Source organism: Streptomyces sp. NBC_00234, from assembly GCF_036195325.1.
In the GTDB taxonomy this organism is placed as follows: domain Bacteria; phylum Actinomycetota; class Actinomycetes; order Streptomycetales; family Streptomycetaceae; genus Streptomyces.
The window spans coordinates 7,426,459-7,443,363 of record NZ_CP108101.1; the positions used below are offsets into that span (position 1 = coordinate 7,426,459).

General features: G+C 72.1%; 12 protein-coding genes. 9 read left to right on the forward strand and 3 right to left on the reverse strand.

Annotated features, from left to right (window positions below):
- Positions 1-355 precede the first annotated feature (355 nt).
- The 7 genes from OG230_RS32530 (at position 356) to OG230_RS32560 (ending at position 7,979) form a co-directional block, all read left to right on the forward strand.
- A complete protein-coding gene (locus OG230_RS32530) occupies positions 356-1,459 on the forward strand; it encodes a radical SAM protein (protein WP_328907335.1) in 1,104 nt (367 codons plus the stop codon).
- Positions 1,456-2,160, forward strand: coding sequence for an iron-containing redox enzyme family protein (locus OG230_RS32535; RefSeq protein WP_328907336.1), 705 nt, complete (start codon positions 1,456-1,458; stop codon positions 2,158-2,160). Before OG230_RS32530 ends, OG230_RS32535 begins: the two co-directional genes overlap by 4 nt.
- Before the next feature lie 44 nt (positions 2,161-2,204).
- On the forward strand, positions 2,205-2,414 hold the full coding sequence (locus OG230_RS32540; RefSeq protein WP_328911607.1) for an aroma-sacti cluster domain-containing protein: 210 nt from the start codon (positions 2,205-2,207) through the stop codon (positions 2,412-2,414).
- Between the two features lie 42 nt (positions 2,415-2,456).
- Positions 2,457-5,684 (forward strand): adenylate/guanylate cyclase domain-containing protein, encoded by a 3,228-nt coding sequence (locus OG230_RS32545; protein WP_328907337.1) that lies wholly within the window; start codon positions 2,457-2,459, stop codon positions 5,682-5,684.
- On the forward strand, positions 5,681-6,514 hold the full coding sequence (locus OG230_RS32550; protein WP_328907338.1) for a S8 family peptidase: 834 nt from the start codon (positions 5,681-5,683) through the stop codon (positions 6,512-6,514). Before OG230_RS32545 ends, OG230_RS32550 begins: the two co-directional genes overlap by 4 nt.
- 25 nt (positions 6,515-6,539) lie before the next feature.
- Positions 6,540-7,124 carry a GAF domain-containing protein gene (locus OG230_RS32555; RefSeq protein ID WP_328907339.1) on the forward strand — a complete coding sequence of 195 codons (585 nt, stop codon included), beginning with the start codon at positions 6,540-6,542 and terminating at the stop codon, positions 7,122-7,124.
- A gap of 447 nt (positions 7,125-7,571) precedes the next feature.
- Positions 7,572-7,979, forward strand: coding sequence for a contact-dependent growth inhibition system immunity protein (locus tag OG230_RS32560; protein WP_328907340.1), 408 nt, complete (start codon positions 7,572-7,574; stop codon positions 7,977-7,979).
- 32 nt (positions 7,980-8,011) lie between these two features.
- Here OG230_RS32560 and OG230_RS32565 read toward each other — a convergent pair whose 3' ends face one another.
- Positions 8,012-9,874, reverse strand: a complete 1,863-nt coding sequence (locus OG230_RS32565) for an APC family permease (RefSeq protein ID WP_328907341.1) — start codon at positions 9,872-9,874, stop codon at positions 8,012-8,014.
- Positions 9,875-10,066: 192 nt separating this feature from the next.
- On the reverse strand, positions 10,067-10,807 hold the full coding sequence (locus tag OG230_RS32570; protein ID WP_328907342.1) for an NIPSNAP family protein: 741 nt from the start codon (positions 10,805-10,807) through the stop codon (positions 10,067-10,069).
- 130 nt (positions 10,808-10,937) lie between these two features.
- Between OG230_RS32570 and OG230_RS32575 the strand changes: the two genes are divergently transcribed.
- Positions 10,938-11,915: a helix-turn-helix transcriptional regulator gene (locus OG230_RS32575; RefSeq protein WP_328907343.1), complete on the forward strand. Its 978-nt coding sequence runs from the start codon at positions 10,938-10,940 to the stop codon at positions 11,913-11,915.
- 295 nt (positions 11,916-12,210) lie between these two features.
- Complete coding sequence (locus tag OG230_RS32580) at positions 12,211-15,945, forward strand: S8 family serine peptidase (RefSeq protein ID WP_328907344.1); 3,735 nt, start codon at positions 12,211-12,213, stop codon at positions 15,943-15,945.
- 293 nt (positions 15,946-16,238) lie between these two features.
- On the opposite strand, the gene OG230_RS32585 is transcribed toward OG230_RS32580, so the two are convergent.
- The gene (locus OG230_RS32585) at positions 16,239-16,817 is read right to left on the reverse strand and encodes a TetR/AcrR family transcriptional regulator (protein WP_328907345.1); all 579 of its coding nucleotides are present in this window, start codon (positions 16,815-16,817) and stop codon (positions 16,239-16,241) included.
- Between the last annotated feature and the right edge of the window lie 88 nt (positions 16,818-16,905).

A 16,905-nucleotide genomic window follows, 5' to 3' on the forward strand; every position in this document is an offset into this window, starting at 1 on the left:
GACCTCGATGTCCTCGTCCTGGGTCGGCTGCTGGTTCGTGTTCTCGGGCATGTGTGTCCTCCTTGGTCGGCGGCGTCGCTGCGCCGGGCTGGGAAGAAACGTACGGATGCGCGGTATGGGAACGCCTGACCGCCGGTTCGGTGCCGGTATACGGCGACGCCGCGGGCGTGGGGCGGCCACGGGAACCCGGCCGCACGCCCTGTCACGCGTCCACGTCCCGCCGTCCGAGGCGCGTCCGCACCCGCCCGGAGCTGGGAATTAACCGATCACCAGGCGTTCGTGAACCGGAAGTCTGCCGCTCGGGGGCACGATCCGGACCATGCTGCGCGCGCGGCACGAGCACGGAGGAGGAGACATGGACCTGGCAGAGCTCGTCGGCCTGCGGCCGGTGCCCTGCGGCGGCCTCCTGGTGGCGCTCACCCGGCGCTGCCCCATGAGCTGCGCACACTGCTCCACCGGATCCTCCCTCTCCGTCTCCGAGGAGCCCGACCCGGAGCACCTGCTGCGCTTCGTCGGTTCGTTCGGCGCGGAGGACCGCCCGGACGTGGTCATGATGACGGGCGGCGAACCGTTGCTGCTGCCGGATCTCGTCACGCGCCTGGCCGGTCTCGCGCAGACCGCGGGATCCCGGGTCGCCCTGCTCAGCGGGATGTTCTTCGCCCGTGACGGACGGTTCCCGGACCGGATCATGCGTGCCGTCACGGCCCTCGACCACTTCTCGGCGAGCATGGACGTCCACCACGAGCGCGAGGTTCCGCGCGGCGACGTGTTGCGCGCGCTCCGGGCCGTGCTGGACGCCGGGATCCCCGTCAGCGTCCATCTCACCGGCACCGGCCCCGACGACCCGTATCTGGCGGACGCCGTCGCGGATGTCCGCCGCACCTTCGGCGCCCGGGTGCCCATGCTGGTCAACGAGGTCCGGCCGCTCGGCCGGGCCGCGGGCCTCGTCCGGGCGACGCCGCCCGGACCGGACGGCTCCCTCGTGAGCCCGTGCACCCTCGCGGCCTGGCCGGTGGTCGCCTTCGACGGGACCGTGGCCGCCTGCTGCAACCAGTGGACGGTGGACCGTCGCCCCGTTCCCCCGCACCTGCGACTCGGCCACATCGCCGACGACGACTGGCCCACCGTCCGCGAGCGCTCCCTCGGCTCCCCGGTGCTGCGTATGCTGCGCGCCGTCGGCCCCCGGCGGATGCACGCCCGGTACGCGTCCTCGCCCGCCCCGGCCGGCTACTGCCGCAGCTGTCACGCACTGGGCGACCGCCCGGACGTCCTCGCGGGCGCGGCGCGCGAGGCCGGCGGCCGGGTCGGCGAACTCCTCGACCAGCTCAGCACCGAGCAGCAGTTGGCCGCCGGACCCGCAGCCCTGGTACGGCGCATGGGCTGCGCCCGGTACGCGCACCTGGTCGAGTCCGACGCCGTGCACGAGCCGCTTCCCGCGGGGGAGGGGAGCGGCCGATGAACACCTCCGCGTCTCTCGCGCTCAGGGCCGAACGCACGCCCGCCACCCCCGCGTCTCTCGCACTGAGGACCAAACTCACGCCCACCACCCCCGTGCTGAGGGCCGCGACCGCGGCCCTGTGGCGACCGGACGGCCTGCGCCGGCGGTACCCGCGCTATCTGGCCGCCATGCATCCGCTCGTACGGGCGTCGGTGCCGCTGCTGGAACGGGCCGCCGAGCGGTGCGCCGAGCTGGACGACCCGGCCTCGCGGCGCCTCGCGGCGTACTACACCCGCCACGCCGAGGAGGAACGCGACCACGACGCCTGGCTGCTCGACGACCTGGCCGCCGTCGGCGCCGCGCCCGCCGCCCTGCCGCACCCCGTCGTCGTCGAACTCGCCGGGGCGCAGTACTACCGGATCGAGCACGAGCACCCCGTCACGCTGCTCGGCTACATGGCGGTCCTGGAGGGCAACGCCCCCGGGCCCCGGCTCGCGGACCGCCTCGCCGAGGCCACCGGGTTCCCCGACGCCGCGTTCCGCACCCTGCGGGAACACGCGGAGCTCGACGGCGGTCACCTCGACGACCTGCACCGGGTGCTCGACGCGCTCGCGCTGACCCCGGCCCGGCAGACGGCTGTCTCCGTCAGCGCCCTGCACACGGCCAACCTGCTGACCCGGCTCTTCCTCTCCCTCGCCGCCGACCCCGGAGGGCACCAGTGACCGACGACACCACTCCCCACGACACGCCCGCGCAGGACGACGCCCTGCCCGGCGAGCCCCCGTCCGGGCCCACCCTGGAAGCGCTCGGCGCCGCGGGGTTCGACGTCGACGCCCTCAGCGAGGAGCAGCACGAGGTTCTGCGCGCGCTCACCCGGGAGGAACTGGCCCTGCTCGTCGACATCAGGGGGCGGCTCGACGCGGCGGCCCCCGAAGTACAGGCCCACGCCGACGTGGCGGGCGGCGCCCTCTTCTGACCCCGGCCCCGCCCCACGGTCCCGCGCCCACCGGAGGAACCCATGTCCTGCGCCTCGTGCCGGAGCGCACTGCCGCCCGACGCACGGTTCTGCCCGTCCTGCGGCAGCCCCTGCGCCCCCGGGCCGGTCACGGCCAAGCCGACCGGCCGCAAGGTGGTGACCGTCCTCTTCTGCGACCTGGTGGGCTCCACGGCCCTCTCCGGAGAGCTGGACGCGGAAACGCTGCGCTCGGTGACGCTCCGCTGGTTCCGTGTGATGCGGCTGCGGATCGAGGAACAGGGCGGCACCGTGGAGAAGTTCATCGGGGACGCGGTCATGGCGGTCTTCGGCACGCCGTACGTGCGGGAGGACGACGCCCGCCGGGCGGTCGCCGCCGCCCTGGCCATGCGGGAGGCCCTCGCCGGGCTCAACGCCCGGCTGGAGGAGGCCGTCGGCGTACGGCTGGAGATGCGCATCGGGATCAACACCGGCCAGGCCGTGACGGGTTCGGCCACCCAGCGGCAGGCGATGGTCTCCGGCGAAGTCGTCAACGTCGCCGCGCGCCTCGAACAGAACGCCGCCGCCGGGGACATCTTCATCGGACCCGACACCCTGGCGGCTGCCGGACCGGGCGTCCGGACGGTGGAGACCGGCCCGCTGCTGCTCAAGGGCAAGAGCGACCGCGTCGCCGCCCATCGCCTGCTCGGTCTGGACGAGGAGGACGGGCCCGAGGCCCTGCGCCGCTTCGACCTCGGATTCGTCGGCCGTACCCGCGAACTCGCCCTGATCGAGCAGGCATTGGACCGTGTGGCCCGGACGCGCCGGACCGGCCGGCTGGTGGTGGGCGGGGAGGCGGGTCAGGGCAAGACCAGACTCGTACGCGAGTGGCTCCACCGGACCACGGCCACGGCCGAAGGCCCGCGCCACGGCGTCGGACGCTGCCGGGGCCGCGGGGAACAGCCGAGCCTCGGACCGCTCGCCGATGCCGTGGCCCACCTCCTCAAGACCGGTGCCACGCCCGTACCCTCGCCGGAGCTTGACCTGCTCCACCAGGGCCTGCTCCTGGACGGGACGCCCAACCCGTCGCCGGCGGACACGTGCGCGGCCCTCGCCAAGGTCCTTGCCGAGCTGTCCGCGACGCGGCCCGTCGTGCTGGTGATCGACGACTGCCACTGGGCCGCGCAGCCGCTCTTCGACGCCCTCGACCGGCTGCTGCGCGCGCTCACCGATGCCGCCGTCCTGATCGTGCTGCTCACCCGCCCCCAACTGTTCGACGCACGACCCGAACTGGCCCTGGGCGCCGTGCCGCTCGACGGGCTCCCGGACGCCGAGGCGCAGCTTCTCGCGGCCGAGCTGACCGGGGGCACGCCGCACAGCGAGCCGCTCGGCCCGCGAGTCCTGGAACGGGTGGGCGGAAACCCGCTGCACCTGGAGCAGTTGCTGGTCGCGGGCGTCCCCGTCGACGCGGACAGCGTCCCGCTCCCGCTCCAGGCCCTGATCGGCGCCCGGATCGACGCGCTCGAAGCGCCCGAACACCGGGCCCTGGGCCTGGCGTCCGTCCTGGGCAGCGACTTCACCGCCGACGACATGACGGCGCTCGCCGAACCTCCGGCGGAGGCGTGGGCCGGGTCCGAGCTGCGTTCCACGCTGCACCGGCTGGTCCGGCACCGCCTGATCAGACCGGACGGCGAGGCGTTCCGCTTCGCCGGAGGGCTCATCCAGGAGGTCGTCTACGCCTGCCAGTCCAAGCAGGACCGGGCCGACCGGCACGAACGGGCGGCACGACTGGAATCGGTCCGTGAACGGGGCGGCGCCGCGGTCGGGGCCCATCTGGAACAGGCGTACCGCTACCGGGTCGAGCTGGGCGCCCAGGACGCGCACACCGACGGGCTGCGCCGGCGCGCCGCCGACGCGCTCTCCGAGGCCGGGCGACTGGCGCTGGCCCACGCCGACCCGGTGTGGGCCGCCGACCTGCTGTCCAGGGCCACGGCCAGGTACACGGCCGGCGAACCGGGCAGCATGGCGACACGTCGACGGCTCGGCCAGACGCTGCTGGATCTGGGGCACGGGACGGAGGGCAGGGCGCTGCTCGAAGAGGTGCTGGCCGAGGCGCCGGCCGGTGACAGCGACGGCGGGGACGGTGGCGGGGCCGAAGTGGAGGCCGCACACGCCCGCCTCGCGCTGGCCTCCGTCGGCCGGTCCGCGATCGTCTCCCCGGAAACCGGCCGGTCCGCGGGCGGTGGCCGGTCTCCGGGAACGGGGTCCGCGAGAAGGGACGAGTCACCTGCCGAGGCCGCCGGGGCCACCCTGCCGGTCTTCGCCGCGGCCGGCGACGACCTCGGCCAGGCCAGGGCCTACCTGCGGCTCGCCCAGCGTGCCCAGGAACAGGGCCGGCACGGGGATGCCGAGCGCCTGCTCGCCCGTGCTCTGGACCACGCGGTACGCGCCGACGCCGAGCCGGAGCGGGCCGCCGCCCTCGGCGCGATGGGAGTCTCGCTCTGGCGCGGCCCCCAACCGGTCGCGGACGCCGTGGCCCGCTGCCGCGAGCTCCTCGCCGACCAGGGGGCCGGCCGCCGGGCCGTCCGGCTGACGCTGAACTGCCCGCTGGCGGTGCTGCTGGCCCTCCACGACGACCGTGACGGGGCCCTGGCCTGCCTCGCGGAGGCCGAGCACCTCGCGAAGAGGCTCGGCTACGCCGAGGCCGACGCCTTCCTGCCGATCTTCACCGCGACCGTGGCCGACCTGGCCGGCCGCCGGGAGGAAGCGCTCCGGAGCCTGGAGAGTGCTGCCGCCGCCGCGCGGGAACTCGGCGCCACGGCGCTGCAGCGGAGCGCCCTGCTGGACGCCGCCCGCATCCGGCTGGAACTCGACGACTGGCGTACCGCCCGCGCCACCCTCACCGAACTGGCGGGAGAGCGGGCGGCACCGGCCCGCCCGCGCGCCGAGTCGGCCGACCTCGACGGTCTGCGGGCCCGGCTGGCCGCGGCGCGAGGGCAGGCCGCGACCGCTACCCGGCTGGCGGCACGGGCGCTTGCCACCGCCGGCCGCACCGACTCGCCCATCGTCCAGGGTCTCGCCGCCCTGGACCTCGCCCGGACCGCCCTCGCGCTCGGGCGCCCGGCCGACGCGGCGCAGGCGGCGACCCGCGCACGCGGGCACTTCGCGGCCAAGGGCCATCTCCCCGCCGTACGCCAGGCCGAGGAGACAGCCTCTCGCTGCCGCATCCGCCCGCCCGGGCAGGACCCTGCCGCCGGACGCGTCACCGGAGCCGGAAAGGAGGCACCACGATGACCACCGCCCAGCGCCCGGCGCCCGGACTCACCTGGGGTCTGCGAGGGCGAGGCCCCGCGGACGTACCTGTGGAGGCCGACGATCGGCCGGACCCGCCCGAGGGCGGCATCCCCGGGGGTACGGGGCGCGGCATACGCGTCTGCGTCGTCGACTCGGGGGTGGAACGGGACCACCCCATGGTCGGCCCGGTCGCCCAGTCCTGGCGCGTCTTCAAGGACGACGGCGAGGTCCACGTCGAGGAGACGGAGGAAGGCGACTCCTGCGGTCACGGCACCGCCTGCGCCGGGATCATCCGGCGCATCGCGCCGGACTGCGAGCTGTCCAGCGTCCGGGTGCTCGGCGAACGGTTCTCCGGCAGCGGGGACGTCCTGCTCGAAGGAATCCGGTGGGCCGTGAGCCAGCGCTTCGACGTGGTGAACCTGAGCCTGTCCACCAGCCGCGACCGCTTCGTGGAGGAGCTGCGCCGACTGACCGACGAGGCGTACTTCCAGCAGACCGTGATCGTCGCCTCGGCGCACAACACGCACGTCGAGAGCTTTCCCTGGCGCTTCTCCTCGGTGATCTCGGTCGGCAGCCACCAGGAGGACGACCCGGACCTCCACCTCTACAACCCCGAGCCCCCGGTGGAGTTCTTTGCCCCCGGCCAGGGGGTCCAGGTGGCGTGGCTCGGTGGTACGTCGATCCGCAGCTCCGGCAACAGCTTCGCCACCCCGTACGTCGCGGGGCTCTGCGCGCGGATTCTTTCGAGCCGCCCCCGGCTGACGCCGTTCCAGCTGAAGAACGCCCTGTATCTGTCAGCAGCCAACGTCCGTGTCCACGGACGCCGGTAACGACCGGCGTCGGAAGGGAACCCCCATGGCTCAGACGATCGTCCCCGCCGTGTCCGCAGCACCCCGGCCGGATCCGGCCATGTCGGAACTCCTGCAGTCGGTGGTGGACACCGCGCGCGCCATCTTCGGCGCCCAGGCAAGCTCCATCCTGCTCCTGGAGGCCGCGGCGGACGAACTCGTCTTCGAGGCCGTCTCCGGACAGGGACAGGACTTCCTGGTGGGCCGGCGGTTCCCGGCGGGCCGGGGGATCGCCGGGTGGGTCGCCGCCTCGGGGGAGCCGTTGGTGGTCGACGACCTGCACGACAGCACCTCCTTCGACAGGAACATCGCCGAGTCCACCGGCTACGTCCCGAACGCGCTGATGGCCGCCCCCCTCGTCCACGGGGACCAGGTCCTCGGAGTCCTGGAGGTGCTCGACCCGTCCCCGCAGGCCCGGTCCAGCCTGACCGAGCTCGACCTGCTGTGCCTCTTCGCCCGCCAGGCCGCCGTCGCCCTGAACGTCCTCACCACCCACGCGCGACGCCTGTCGGCTCCGGACACCCCCGGCGACCCTTCGCGCACCGAACTCCTGCGCCTCCTCTCGGAAGCACGCCGCCTCCTCGAAGAGTGAGCGGCACCCCGCTCCTCCACGAGGAGCACGCCACGGCCTCGCCCCGTCGGATGGTCAGCTGGGAGACGACCCGCGCTCCGGTGCGAGCGGCACCGAATGCTCCGTCACTCCGGGCGGGCTCGACTGCGACCTCGACTGCTGTGCGGCATTCGCCGCGCGACGGCCCTCCCTATGAGCTTTCCAGGCGATCCACACAGCCCCCAGGACCATGAAGACTGCTATGCGCCTGAGCAAAGCCCCAATATCCAGCCAATCCCAGAAATTCCATGGCGCGACCCTAGTGCGACGCCCGGGCCGCGGTGGTGGAGTACCGGCACGAGTGGCTTGCGCAGAACCCGGATGCGATTCTGCTCAGGCAGATGCGGGAGATCGCTGGGGCGCTGGGGGCGCGCGTCCAGGGCGACGACGGTTCGGACCCCGACGGGTGACGAGTGAGAGACTTGACTGATGACCGTATCCATCGACCGCAGTCGGTCCCTCGAGGAACTGGAACGTGACCGCTGGGGGGCGCCCCCGCCCGACGCCACCCGTCTCGTGGCGACGGCCCATGCCCTGCGGCGTCGGCCGGTGGGGACGCTGACCGTTGAGGACCTGCGTTTGTTGATCGGGCAGGACGTCGGTCTGCCGGTGCTTCTTCCGCTCGCGGTCGAGGTACTGCGTGAAGACCCGCTGGCCGAAGGCCACATGTACGAGGGCGACCTGCTGGGCGCGGTCCTGACCAGGAGCTCAGCGGTCTGGGGCGTGTATCCGGAGCTTGCCGGCCAGGTGGCCTTGCTCGTCCATGGCCTCTCCGACCTCGCGCCGGATCTGCGAAGCAAGGTCGAGGCGTTCGTGGGCGCCGTCCAGAACCCCTGACGCTTTGCAGGCCCCTGACCGCTCCTACGGCCCTACGAGTGGCCGCCCGATTCGTCCAGGAGCCGAAACCGTAGGCGGCAGATGACCGCAGTCGTGTCGTGCCGCACGGCGTGGGCGACGAGGGCACCCCGTTGGTTCTGCAACAGCCGCTGCCACAGATGGGCCGGTTCGACTTCGGGGATGAGGACGGTGATCCGTACGTCCGGATCAGTGGCCGCCAACTTCCTTACGTACGCGGCGATGGGGCGGCCCACCGTGCGGTGGCCGGAGCAGATCCGGACCAGGGGAACCCCTGGGCGCCACAGGGCCCAGTCGCGCTCCAGGGCTTCGGTCTGCTCGCGGTCCTCGGGGTCCGGATGGCAGACCGTCACCGCATGGACCTCGTCACCGAGGGACACCGCGGCCGTGAGGGCCTCGCTGGTGAGCCGGGTCAGGGAGGAGACCGGAACCACGACGAGGGAGCGGTCGCGGTGCGGTGGCTCCGGAACGCGTCCGACTTCCAGGCGTTCGCCGATCCTGGTGTAGGCGCGATGGACGGACTCGAAGCCTGCGACGAGCAGCGGCAGGGTGACCACGATCAGCCACGCACCGTCGTGGAACTTGGTGGCTGTCACCACGATCGCGCTGACCCCGGTCAGGAGCGCCCCCAGGCCGTTGAGCGCGGCCTTGGCTGCCCACTTGGGGCCACGGACCGCACGCCAGTGGATGACCATGCCGGTCTGGGCGATGGTGAAGCCGACGAAGACGCCGATCGCGAAGAGCGGGACGAGGGTGTTGGTGTCGCCGCCGGAGAAGACCAGCAGGGCGGCGGAGACGGCCGCGAGAGTGAGGACTCCGTGACGGTGGACCTGCCGGTCGGCCTTGAGCCCGAAGACATGCGGCAGGTAGTTGTCGCGGGCCAGCAGCTTGAGGAGCACCGGCAGACCGCCGAACGACGTGTTGGCCGACAGGGCCAGCAGCACCATGGTGGCGAACTGGACGACGTAGAAGGCGAGACCGTGGCCGAAGGACGCGTCGGCGAGCTGGGCGAGCACGGTCACGCCCTCGACCGGCTGCAGTCCGAACCGGGAGATCAGCACGGACAGGCCGATCAGCATCACTCCGAGCAGTGCACCGAGGGCGACCTCGGCGCGCTGGGCACGGCGCGCTGCCGGTGCGCGGAAGGAGGGTACGGCGTTGGCGATCGCTTCGACCCCGGTGAGCGCCGAGCACCCTGAGGCGAAGGCTTTGAGGAGGAGCAGCGCGCCGACGGTGGTCGCGTTCGTGCCGAGTACGGAGGCGTGGCCGGCGGCTGCCTCCGTACTCACCGGGGCGTCGCGGAACAGTCCGACCACGACGAGGGCGAGGATCGCTCCGATGAACACCGCGGTCGGCAGGATGAACGCGCGCGCCGAGTTCACGATGCCGCGCAGGTTCACGGCCGTGATCAGGACCAGAACCGCGAGGCCCAGCCACAGACGGTCGCCGTACAGCCCCGGGAAGGCGGAGGTCAGTGCTGCCACGCCGGCGGTGACGGCAACCGCCACGTTCAGCACGTAGTCCAGGACCAGCGACGCAGCCGCTACCAGGCTGGTGCGGCGGCCCAGATGGGTCCTGGCGACCGCGTAGCTTCCACCACCGTCCGGGAACGCCGCAATGACCTGCCGGTACGAGGCGACGAGCACCGTCAGCAGCAGGGCGATCGCCACGGTGACGGGAAGCGTGAAACCGAGCCCGTAACCGCCGGCGGCCGCCAGCACCAGGACGATGGCCTCCGGCCCGTACGCCACCGATGCCATCGCGTCGAGGGAGAGGGCGGCCAGCCCCGTCACGGTCGTGAGCTTGTGGCGGGCCCCGTCGCCGGGGGGCATCTCGGCGCTCGGCGCCGCGCCGGGCTCTGAGGTGAGGACGGACATGAGGTTCGAGCTCCTTCGTTCCAGGTCCGTTCAGCGTGCGACCCTTCACAGCCGGTCGGCCCGGGTACTGGCGCGTTCCTGGCGCCGCGTGCCGCATTCTTCTCGTGTCCTTGACGCGTGGGGTGGCGGTCGGCGCGCGCGGTGCACCGGGCCACGACCGGAACGGCCCTCCTTGGGACAGGACTCGGCAACTCAGCTGATGAGTGACCGGCCGGTGGGCGCGAGTCGCAGTGTCTGCGGGGCTGCCGTCTGCGCTCGCTCGACGGCCGGCAGAATTTCGTCCCGCACCAGGGGATGGGCCCGGATGTCGGCGACGTGCTGTCGGCAGGCGTTCTCGTCCGCGTACGAGGTGAGGACCGCGGCCACGTTCTCCCCGGTGCGGACGGGCAGCCGGAGGAAGGTGTTGTGCGCCGTCTCGGTGGTGAGGGCGGCGAGCGGGGCGGGGCCCGTCCTGCGGAGCACGGGAAGGAGGCCGTCCCGGATCAGCGAGGTGCCGTCGTGGCGTCCGGGCGGGAAGGACCACACGGTGAGGGATACGAACCGTTCCGGTGCCGGAGCCCCGGCCCCGGGCCGGTCGGACGCGGAAACGGCGAAGCCGTCCTCGTCCGACAGGTGGCGCAACAGCAGGACGTTGTCGGAGTCGAGCATGGTGGCATTGGCCCGGGGGCCGTGCTCGGCCCAGACAGGGCCGCCGTAGAAGTCCGTCAGTGCCCGGTGCCGTGCCGCCATGTCACTGAAACCGCGCAGCCAGACGAAACGGTCCGGGTCGTCGAGGTCCCGGAACTGGCCGAGCACGCGCGTCCCGGTTGCTTCCTGCGCTTCGAGGAACTCCCGGTCGAAGAGCTCGACCAACTCGTCGCGCCGGCCGGGACGCAGCGTGTACTGGCGAAGCTCGACCACCGTGGGGCGGCCGACAGGATCGGTGAAGGGCATGGAGTGCTCCTGTTCGGTTCTCTTCTGCGGGCCGGAGTTCTCGGTCGGCTCGGTCGGTGCCGGAATCCGGACCCGACGTTAGAGCGGCCGTGTGTCAGGGGCTGTCAGGGTTTCCGGGGAGAATGCGGCCATGTCAGCTGGTCGACTGTTGTCCGTGCTCCTGTTGTTGCAGTCCCGAGGCCGCGTGTCCGCGAAAGGGATCGCCGAGGAGTTGGACGTCTCCGTGCGGACCGCCTACCGGGACATGGCGAGGCTTCAGGCAGCCGGGGTTCCGGTCTACGCCGAGCCGGGCCCCGGGGGCGGCTACCAGCTGCTCGACGGCTATCGCACCCGGCTGACCGGAATGAACCAGGGCGAGGCCCGGGCGCTGTTCTTCGCCGGGCTGCCCGGCGCCGCCGCCGATCTGGGACTTGCGGCGGAGGTGACGGCGGCACGGCTGAAGCTGCTGGCCGCGTTGCCGGCGGGACTGCGTGAGGAGGCGGCCCGGACGGCGGCGGTGTTCCACCTGGACGCACCCGCCTGGTACCGGGAACCGGAACAGACGCCGCACCTGCCCCTGCTCGTCGACGCGGTGCTCAGCCGGCGCGCGGTGGACGTGCACTACCGCCGTTGGCGCGCACCGCAGGAGGTGCGGCGCCGACTTCGCCCGTACGGCCTGGTGCTCAAGTCCGGTGTCTGGTACCTCGTAGCCGCTACGGACCACCGGGTCGCGACGTACCGGGTCACCCAGGTCCTCGAAGCGGTGCATAGCGACGAGTGGTTCGACCGGCCGCAGGACTTCGACCTCGGCGCGTACTGGACCTCCTACCTCGACCACTTCCAGACACGCCGCTACACCGGCTCAGCCACCATTCGTCTCTCCCCGCGGGGATGCCGCCGACTTCCCGACAACCTGCCTCCGGAGGTGGTGAGGGCCGTCGAATCCACTGCGACCCCTGTCGGTGACGACGGATGGGTCGAGGCGGTCATCCCGACCGAGAGCACGGAGCACGCGTGCGGCGAGCTGCTGCGCCTCGGCACGGGTGTCGAGGTCGTCGCGCCGCCCGGACTGCGCCGAGCCATGGCCGACACCGTAGGCGCACTCGCCAGAGCGTACGGAACTGCCTGACCCTCGGCGGGGCGGCTGCGGAACGGACCTGGAAACACGGGGGAGTTCACCGGGGGCGGCAGGGGCTCCCGTACGGGCCGAACGGAACCCCTCGCTGGACCGCGCGCAGGGTTCGGTGGTGGGCCTGGCCGGCGCCGAGGACGACGAAGCAGGTGATACGCGGCCAGGATTGACGGGTCTCCGTCAAGACGGGCATCCGTCAGGGCGGAACGGTCGACACGCAAGTCGGCGCCGCGAAAACTCTTCGCAGCACCCGGAACCACCCATTCACCGGGTGCGTGGAGGAGAGTCATCCATGACTAGATCATCCGAGAGGCGGAGGACCCGGCTGCTGGCAGCGGGGCTGTCTCTTTTACTGCTGCCGGCAGGGCAAGCCCTTGCAGCCGGGGCATCGGGGGCGACGAGGCTGGGCACCGACCGTGCCACATCCCCCGTGCACGCACCCAGCACCGCGCGAACCGTCACCCTGATCACCGGTGACCAGGTGACCGTGACCGACCTCGGCGCGGGACGGAAGTCGGTCGCCGTGGAGCGTCCCGAGGGCGCGACCGGAACGGTTCGCAGCGAGATATCCGACGGCCGGATCACCGTCGTACCCGACGAGGCCCGGCCCTACCTCCAGGCGGGCGTTCTCGACGCCGAGCTCTTCGACGTCACCGCTCTGATCGAGCAGGGGCTCGGTGACCCGTCGTCCGACGGGCTCCCGCTCATCGTGACGTACACGAAGAACGCCCGCAGCGCGACGCCCCACGGAGCCCGCCAGGTCCGTGGGCTGCCGAGCGTGGGCGGTGCGGCCCTGGAGGCGTCGAAGTCCGGGGAGTTCTGGCGCACGGTCGCACCGGACGTCAACTCCAGGGAGCGCGGCGCGACTTCGGGCCGTGTGCGTCTGGCGGGTGGCGTCGAAAAGATCTGGCTGGACGCACGCGTCGACACCGCGATGGAGACCAGCAACGCCCAGATCGGCACCCCCGCGGCCTGGGAGGCCGGGCTGACCGGCAAGGGTGTCAAGGTCGCCGTCCTCGACACGGGCGTGGACCTGACCCATCCCGATCTCAAGGACCGGGTGAGCGAGACCAAGAGTTTCATCGACGGGCAGGAGGTCGCCGACCGCAACGGCCACGGCACGCATGTCTCCTCCACCGTCGGTGGCAGTGGCGCGGCGTCCGACGGCAAGGAGAAGGGCGTCGCGCCCGGCGCCACGCTCGCCGTCGGCAAGGTTCTCAGCGACCAGGGGTCCGGCACTCAGTCGCAGATCATCGCCGGTATGGAGTGGGCGGCCACGGACGTCCACGCCAAGGTCGTCTCCATGAGCCTCGGATCGTCGCAGGGCAGCGACGGCACCGACCCGATGGCCCAGGCGGTGAACACCCTCTCCAAGGACACGGGCGCCCTGTTCGTGATCGCGGCCGGCAACGCATCCTCCCCCGGCAGCATCGGCTCCCCCGGGGCGGCCGACTCCGCACTGACGATCGGTGCGGTCGACTCCGCCGACCGGCGGGCTCCCTTCTCCAGTCAGGGCCCGCGATTCGGCGACAACGCGCTGAAGCCCGACCTGTCCGCGCCGGGAGTGGACATCCTCGCGGCCCGTTCGCAACTCGTGAGCGGCAGCGGCCCGTACGCATCGATGAGCGGTACGTCCATGGCCACCCCGCACGTCGCGGGCGTGGCGGCGCTGCTCGCCGAGAAGCACCCCGACTGGAGCGGACAGCAGCTCAAGGACGGGCTGATGAGCACGTCCCAGCGGATCAGCGGCACGTCGTACGAGGTGGGTGCGGGCCGCGTGGACGTCCCGTCCGCGATCGCCGCGCAGATCACCGCGACCGGCAGCGCCGACCTCGGCTTCACCCGCTGGCCCTACGAGGCGAACCAGCCGGTCACGAAGACACTGACCTACACCAACGCCTCCGACCAGCCGGTCACCCTGGAGTTGACCGCCGAGGGCGCTCCCGCCGGCGTGGTCACCCTCGCCGACTCCACCCTGACCGTGCCCGCGCACGGCACCGCGCAGACCACGGTCACCGGTGACGGCACCGCCGCACCCGTCGGCGCCACCTCCGGCCGGATCGTCGCCAAGGACGGCGGCACAGTGGTGGCGCACACGGCCTTCGGCCTGAGCAAGGAGGAGGAGCGCTACACCCTCACCGTCCACGTCAAGGACCGCGACGGTGCCGCATCCGCCGCATACGTGGCTGTCAAGCAGCTGGCCAAGGACACGTCGGTCATCCCGGCCTCGGTCGGCGAATCCGGCACGCTCAAGCTGCGCGTGAAGCCGGGCCTGTACTCCCTGTCCAGCTTCCTCGACGTGCACGGCAGCAAGGGCGAGGACTCGCTCGGCCTCGGTCTGCTCACCGAGCCCGAGGTCACCATGGACCGTGACCGCGAAGTCACCCTCGACGGGACGAAGTTGCGGGAGATCCGGGCCGAGGTGGACCAGCGGACCCAGACCCGTCAGCTGATCATGAGGTTCAACCGGGCCGCGAACGGCGCGTCCTTCACGGGGGGCGCGCAGGTCCCGCCGACGTACGACAGCATCTTCGCCGCGCCGACCCGCAAGCCCGCCACGGGCACCTTCGAGTACCGGACCGTCTGGCGGCTCGGCAAACCGCAACTCGATGTCGAAGCAGGCGGCCGGCGGCTGGGCGAGACGGCCGTCCAGTACGGATCGGACCTGTTCACCGGGCAGAAGCGGATGTCCCTGGTGGACGCGGGCACCGGAAGCCCCGCCGACTACGACGGCAAGGACGTGACGGGCAACGCGGTCGTCGTGCGCCGCACCGACGCGATCACGCCCGCCGAGCTGGCCCAGAACGCGCAGGACGCGGGCGCCAAGGCCCTGTTCGTCACCGACGAGGTTCCGGGGCGGCTGATGGCCAACTTCAGCGGGGCCGGCGGGGCGACACGTCCGCTGTACATCGCGACGGTGAACGCGGCGGACGGGGCGCGACTGATCGAGGCCGCTCGGCTCGACCGGGGCGTGGAACTGACCGGCACCAGGTTCACGCCGTTCGTCTACGACCTCACCGAGGGGTACCCGGGGGCGATCCCCGCTGATGTGACGTACCGGCCGGAGAGGAGCGAACTGGCCGTCGTCAAGAACAAGTTCCACGCGACGAAGGCCGCCGACGGCGGCGAGTTCCGCTACTCGATCACCGATGCGTTCCCTGTCGGCCTGGGCTTCCAGGAGAAGATCAGGTTCCCCGCGGAGCGCACCGACTACATCAGCTCCGGTCCCGGCAAGCGCTGGCACGAGTCCATGTCCAACGGCCCGGGAGCCATGGAGGAGCGCAGTGGCGTCGTGCACTACCGTGCCGGCATGCGCTCCGGGGTCGACTGGTTCAAGCCGGTCTGGCACCCGTGGCTGGGCACCGGCCTCGGCTGGGGCCAGCAGCGAGCGGGCAACAACCTGCAGTTCAACACGCCCGGCTGGGGCGACTCAGGACCGGACCACACCGGGTTCGGCTATGTGTGGGATCACACCTCGATGACCCAGTTCACCGAGGTGTACGTGGATGGGGTGCGGGTTGACCGGCAGACCAGCTCGGGTGCGCACGCCCGGAACGTCAAGCCGACCGAGCAGGACTTCAAGGTCGTCACCGACACCACGCTGGACCCGGACGTCTGGCGGCTGGCCACGAAGGGCCACTCCGAATGGACCCTCAAGTCGTCCGCCACGCCGGCCGACCGGTGGACGTATCTGCCCATGCTCAACCTCGGATTCGACGTCGACACCGATCTGCACGGTGATGTGCGGGCCGGAATGCGGCTGGATCTCGGGATCTTCTCCGAGTACGTGAAGGGCGCGGCGGACACCGGGAAGATCACCGGCTCCACGCTGGAGGTCTCGTTCGACGACGGCGCGACGTGGACGTCCGTCGAACTCGACGGGGTACGCGGCAAGTCGGCGGCCTGGGGCGGCTCCGTGTGGGTGCCGAACGACGCACGGTACATCTCCGTACGGGCCTCTGCCGCCGACGACAAGGGTGGCTCGGTCCAACAGGAGATCATCCGCGCGGTCGGCGTGCGGAAGTAGCCCTCCGGGTGGGAGCCGGGCCGTCGGAGGCCCGGTTCCCACCTGCCGTGTACGGGATGCGGAGCGGCCTGTGCCTGGCATTCGTCGTCCACGGCGTGTACCGGGTCGTGATCAAAGAGCGTCGCAGCCTCCGGGGTGGGTTCCCCGTTCGAGGCGCGGGAGCCCGGCGAGCTGCGGCTGCGCCGTGTGGATGCCGAGTGACCGGAAGCGTTGCCGCAGGCAGGCAGGCAGGCAGGCAGGCAGGCAGCGGCGGGGGCCGAGGGCCCCAACTGCGTGCCCGCCGCGACGGTGTGTCAGACCATGGCGAGCCGGTCCACCAACAGCTCCACCCTCGGCTCAGCGTCCTCGGGCAGCAGGCGGCCCGCTCGGGTCAGGGTCGCCAGGCCGTGCAGGGCCGCCCAGAACACCTCGGTGAACATTCCCGGGTGGACGCCGTCGCCGGCGACCTCGGTGAGGCACTCGAGCAGTGCGGCGAAGGCGTCCTTCAGCGGCTCGGGGGTGTCCTCCTGCGCGTACGCCAGGCCGCCGTCGAGCTGGAACAAGGCGTCGTAGACCGCCGGATGGCGCTCGGCGAAGTCGAGGTAGGCGCGGGCCAGGGCGGCGACCCGCTCGCGCGGTCCGTCCGCCGCGGAGGTCGCGGCACGCACCGCCGCGGCCAGCTCGGCGGCGCCCTCCAGGGCGACGGCGCCGATGATCTCGCGCTTGCCGCGGAAGTGGCTGTAGAGGACGGGCTGGCTGTATTCGATGCGCTCGGCGAGCCGGCGGGTGGTGACTGCGTCCCAGCCCTGCTGCTCGGCGAGTTCGCGGGCCGTCGCCACGATGAGGCGCTCGCGCTCCGCCCGTTCGCGCTCCTTGCGTTCCTTTACCGACATGCATCGATCCTAGCACCGCTAGACAACCGAGCGGCAGTAGTACTAGCGTTGCCTTATCAGCTAGCAACGCTAGATCCTGGAGGGGTCA

Bases quoted from the DNA above. Each gene is read 5' to 3' on its own strand.
- OG230_RS32555 (WP_328907339.1), top strand. From the start codon at position 6,540: ATGGCTCAGACGATCGTCCCCGCCGTGTCCGCAGCACCCCGGCCGGAT.
- OG230_RS32580 (WP_328907344.1), top strand. From the start codon at position 12,211: ATGACTAGATCATCCGAGAGGCGGAGGACCCGGCTGCTGGCAGCGGGG.
- OG230_RS32535 (WP_328907336.1), top strand. From the start codon at position 1,456: ATGAACACCTCCGCGTCTCTCGCGCTCAGGGCCGAACGCACGCCCGCC.
- OG230_RS32565 (WP_328907341.1), bottom strand. From the start codon at position 9,874: ATGTCCGTCCTCACCTCAGAGCCCGGCGCGGCGCCGAGCGCCGAGATG.
- OG230_RS32570 (WP_328907342.1), bottom strand. From the start codon at position 10,807: ATGCCCTTCACCGATCCTGTCGGCCGCCCCACGGTGGTCGAGCTTCGC.
- OG230_RS32530 (WP_328907335.1), top strand. From the start codon at position 356: ATGGACCTGGCAGAGCTCGTCGGCCTGCGGCCGGTGCCCTGCGGCGGC.
- OG230_RS32575 (WP_328907343.1), top strand. From the start codon at position 10,938: ATGTCAGCTGGTCGACTGTTGTCCGTGCTCCTGTTGTTGCAGTCCCGA.
- OG230_RS32545 (WP_328907337.1), top strand. From the start codon at position 2,457: ATGTCCTGCGCCTCGTGCCGGAGCGCACTGCCGCCCGACGCACGGTTC.
- OG230_RS32585 (WP_328907345.1), bottom strand. From the start codon at position 16,817: ATGTCGGTAAAGGAACGCAAGGAGCGCGAACGGGCGGAGCGCGAGCGC.
- OG230_RS32560 (WP_328907340.1), top strand. From the start codon at position 7,572: ATGACCGTATCCATCGACCGCAGTCGGTCCCTCGAGGAACTGGAACGT.
- OG230_RS32550 (WP_328907338.1), top strand. From the start codon at position 5,681: ATGACCACCGCCCAGCGCCCGGCGCCCGGACTCACCTGGGGTCTGCGA.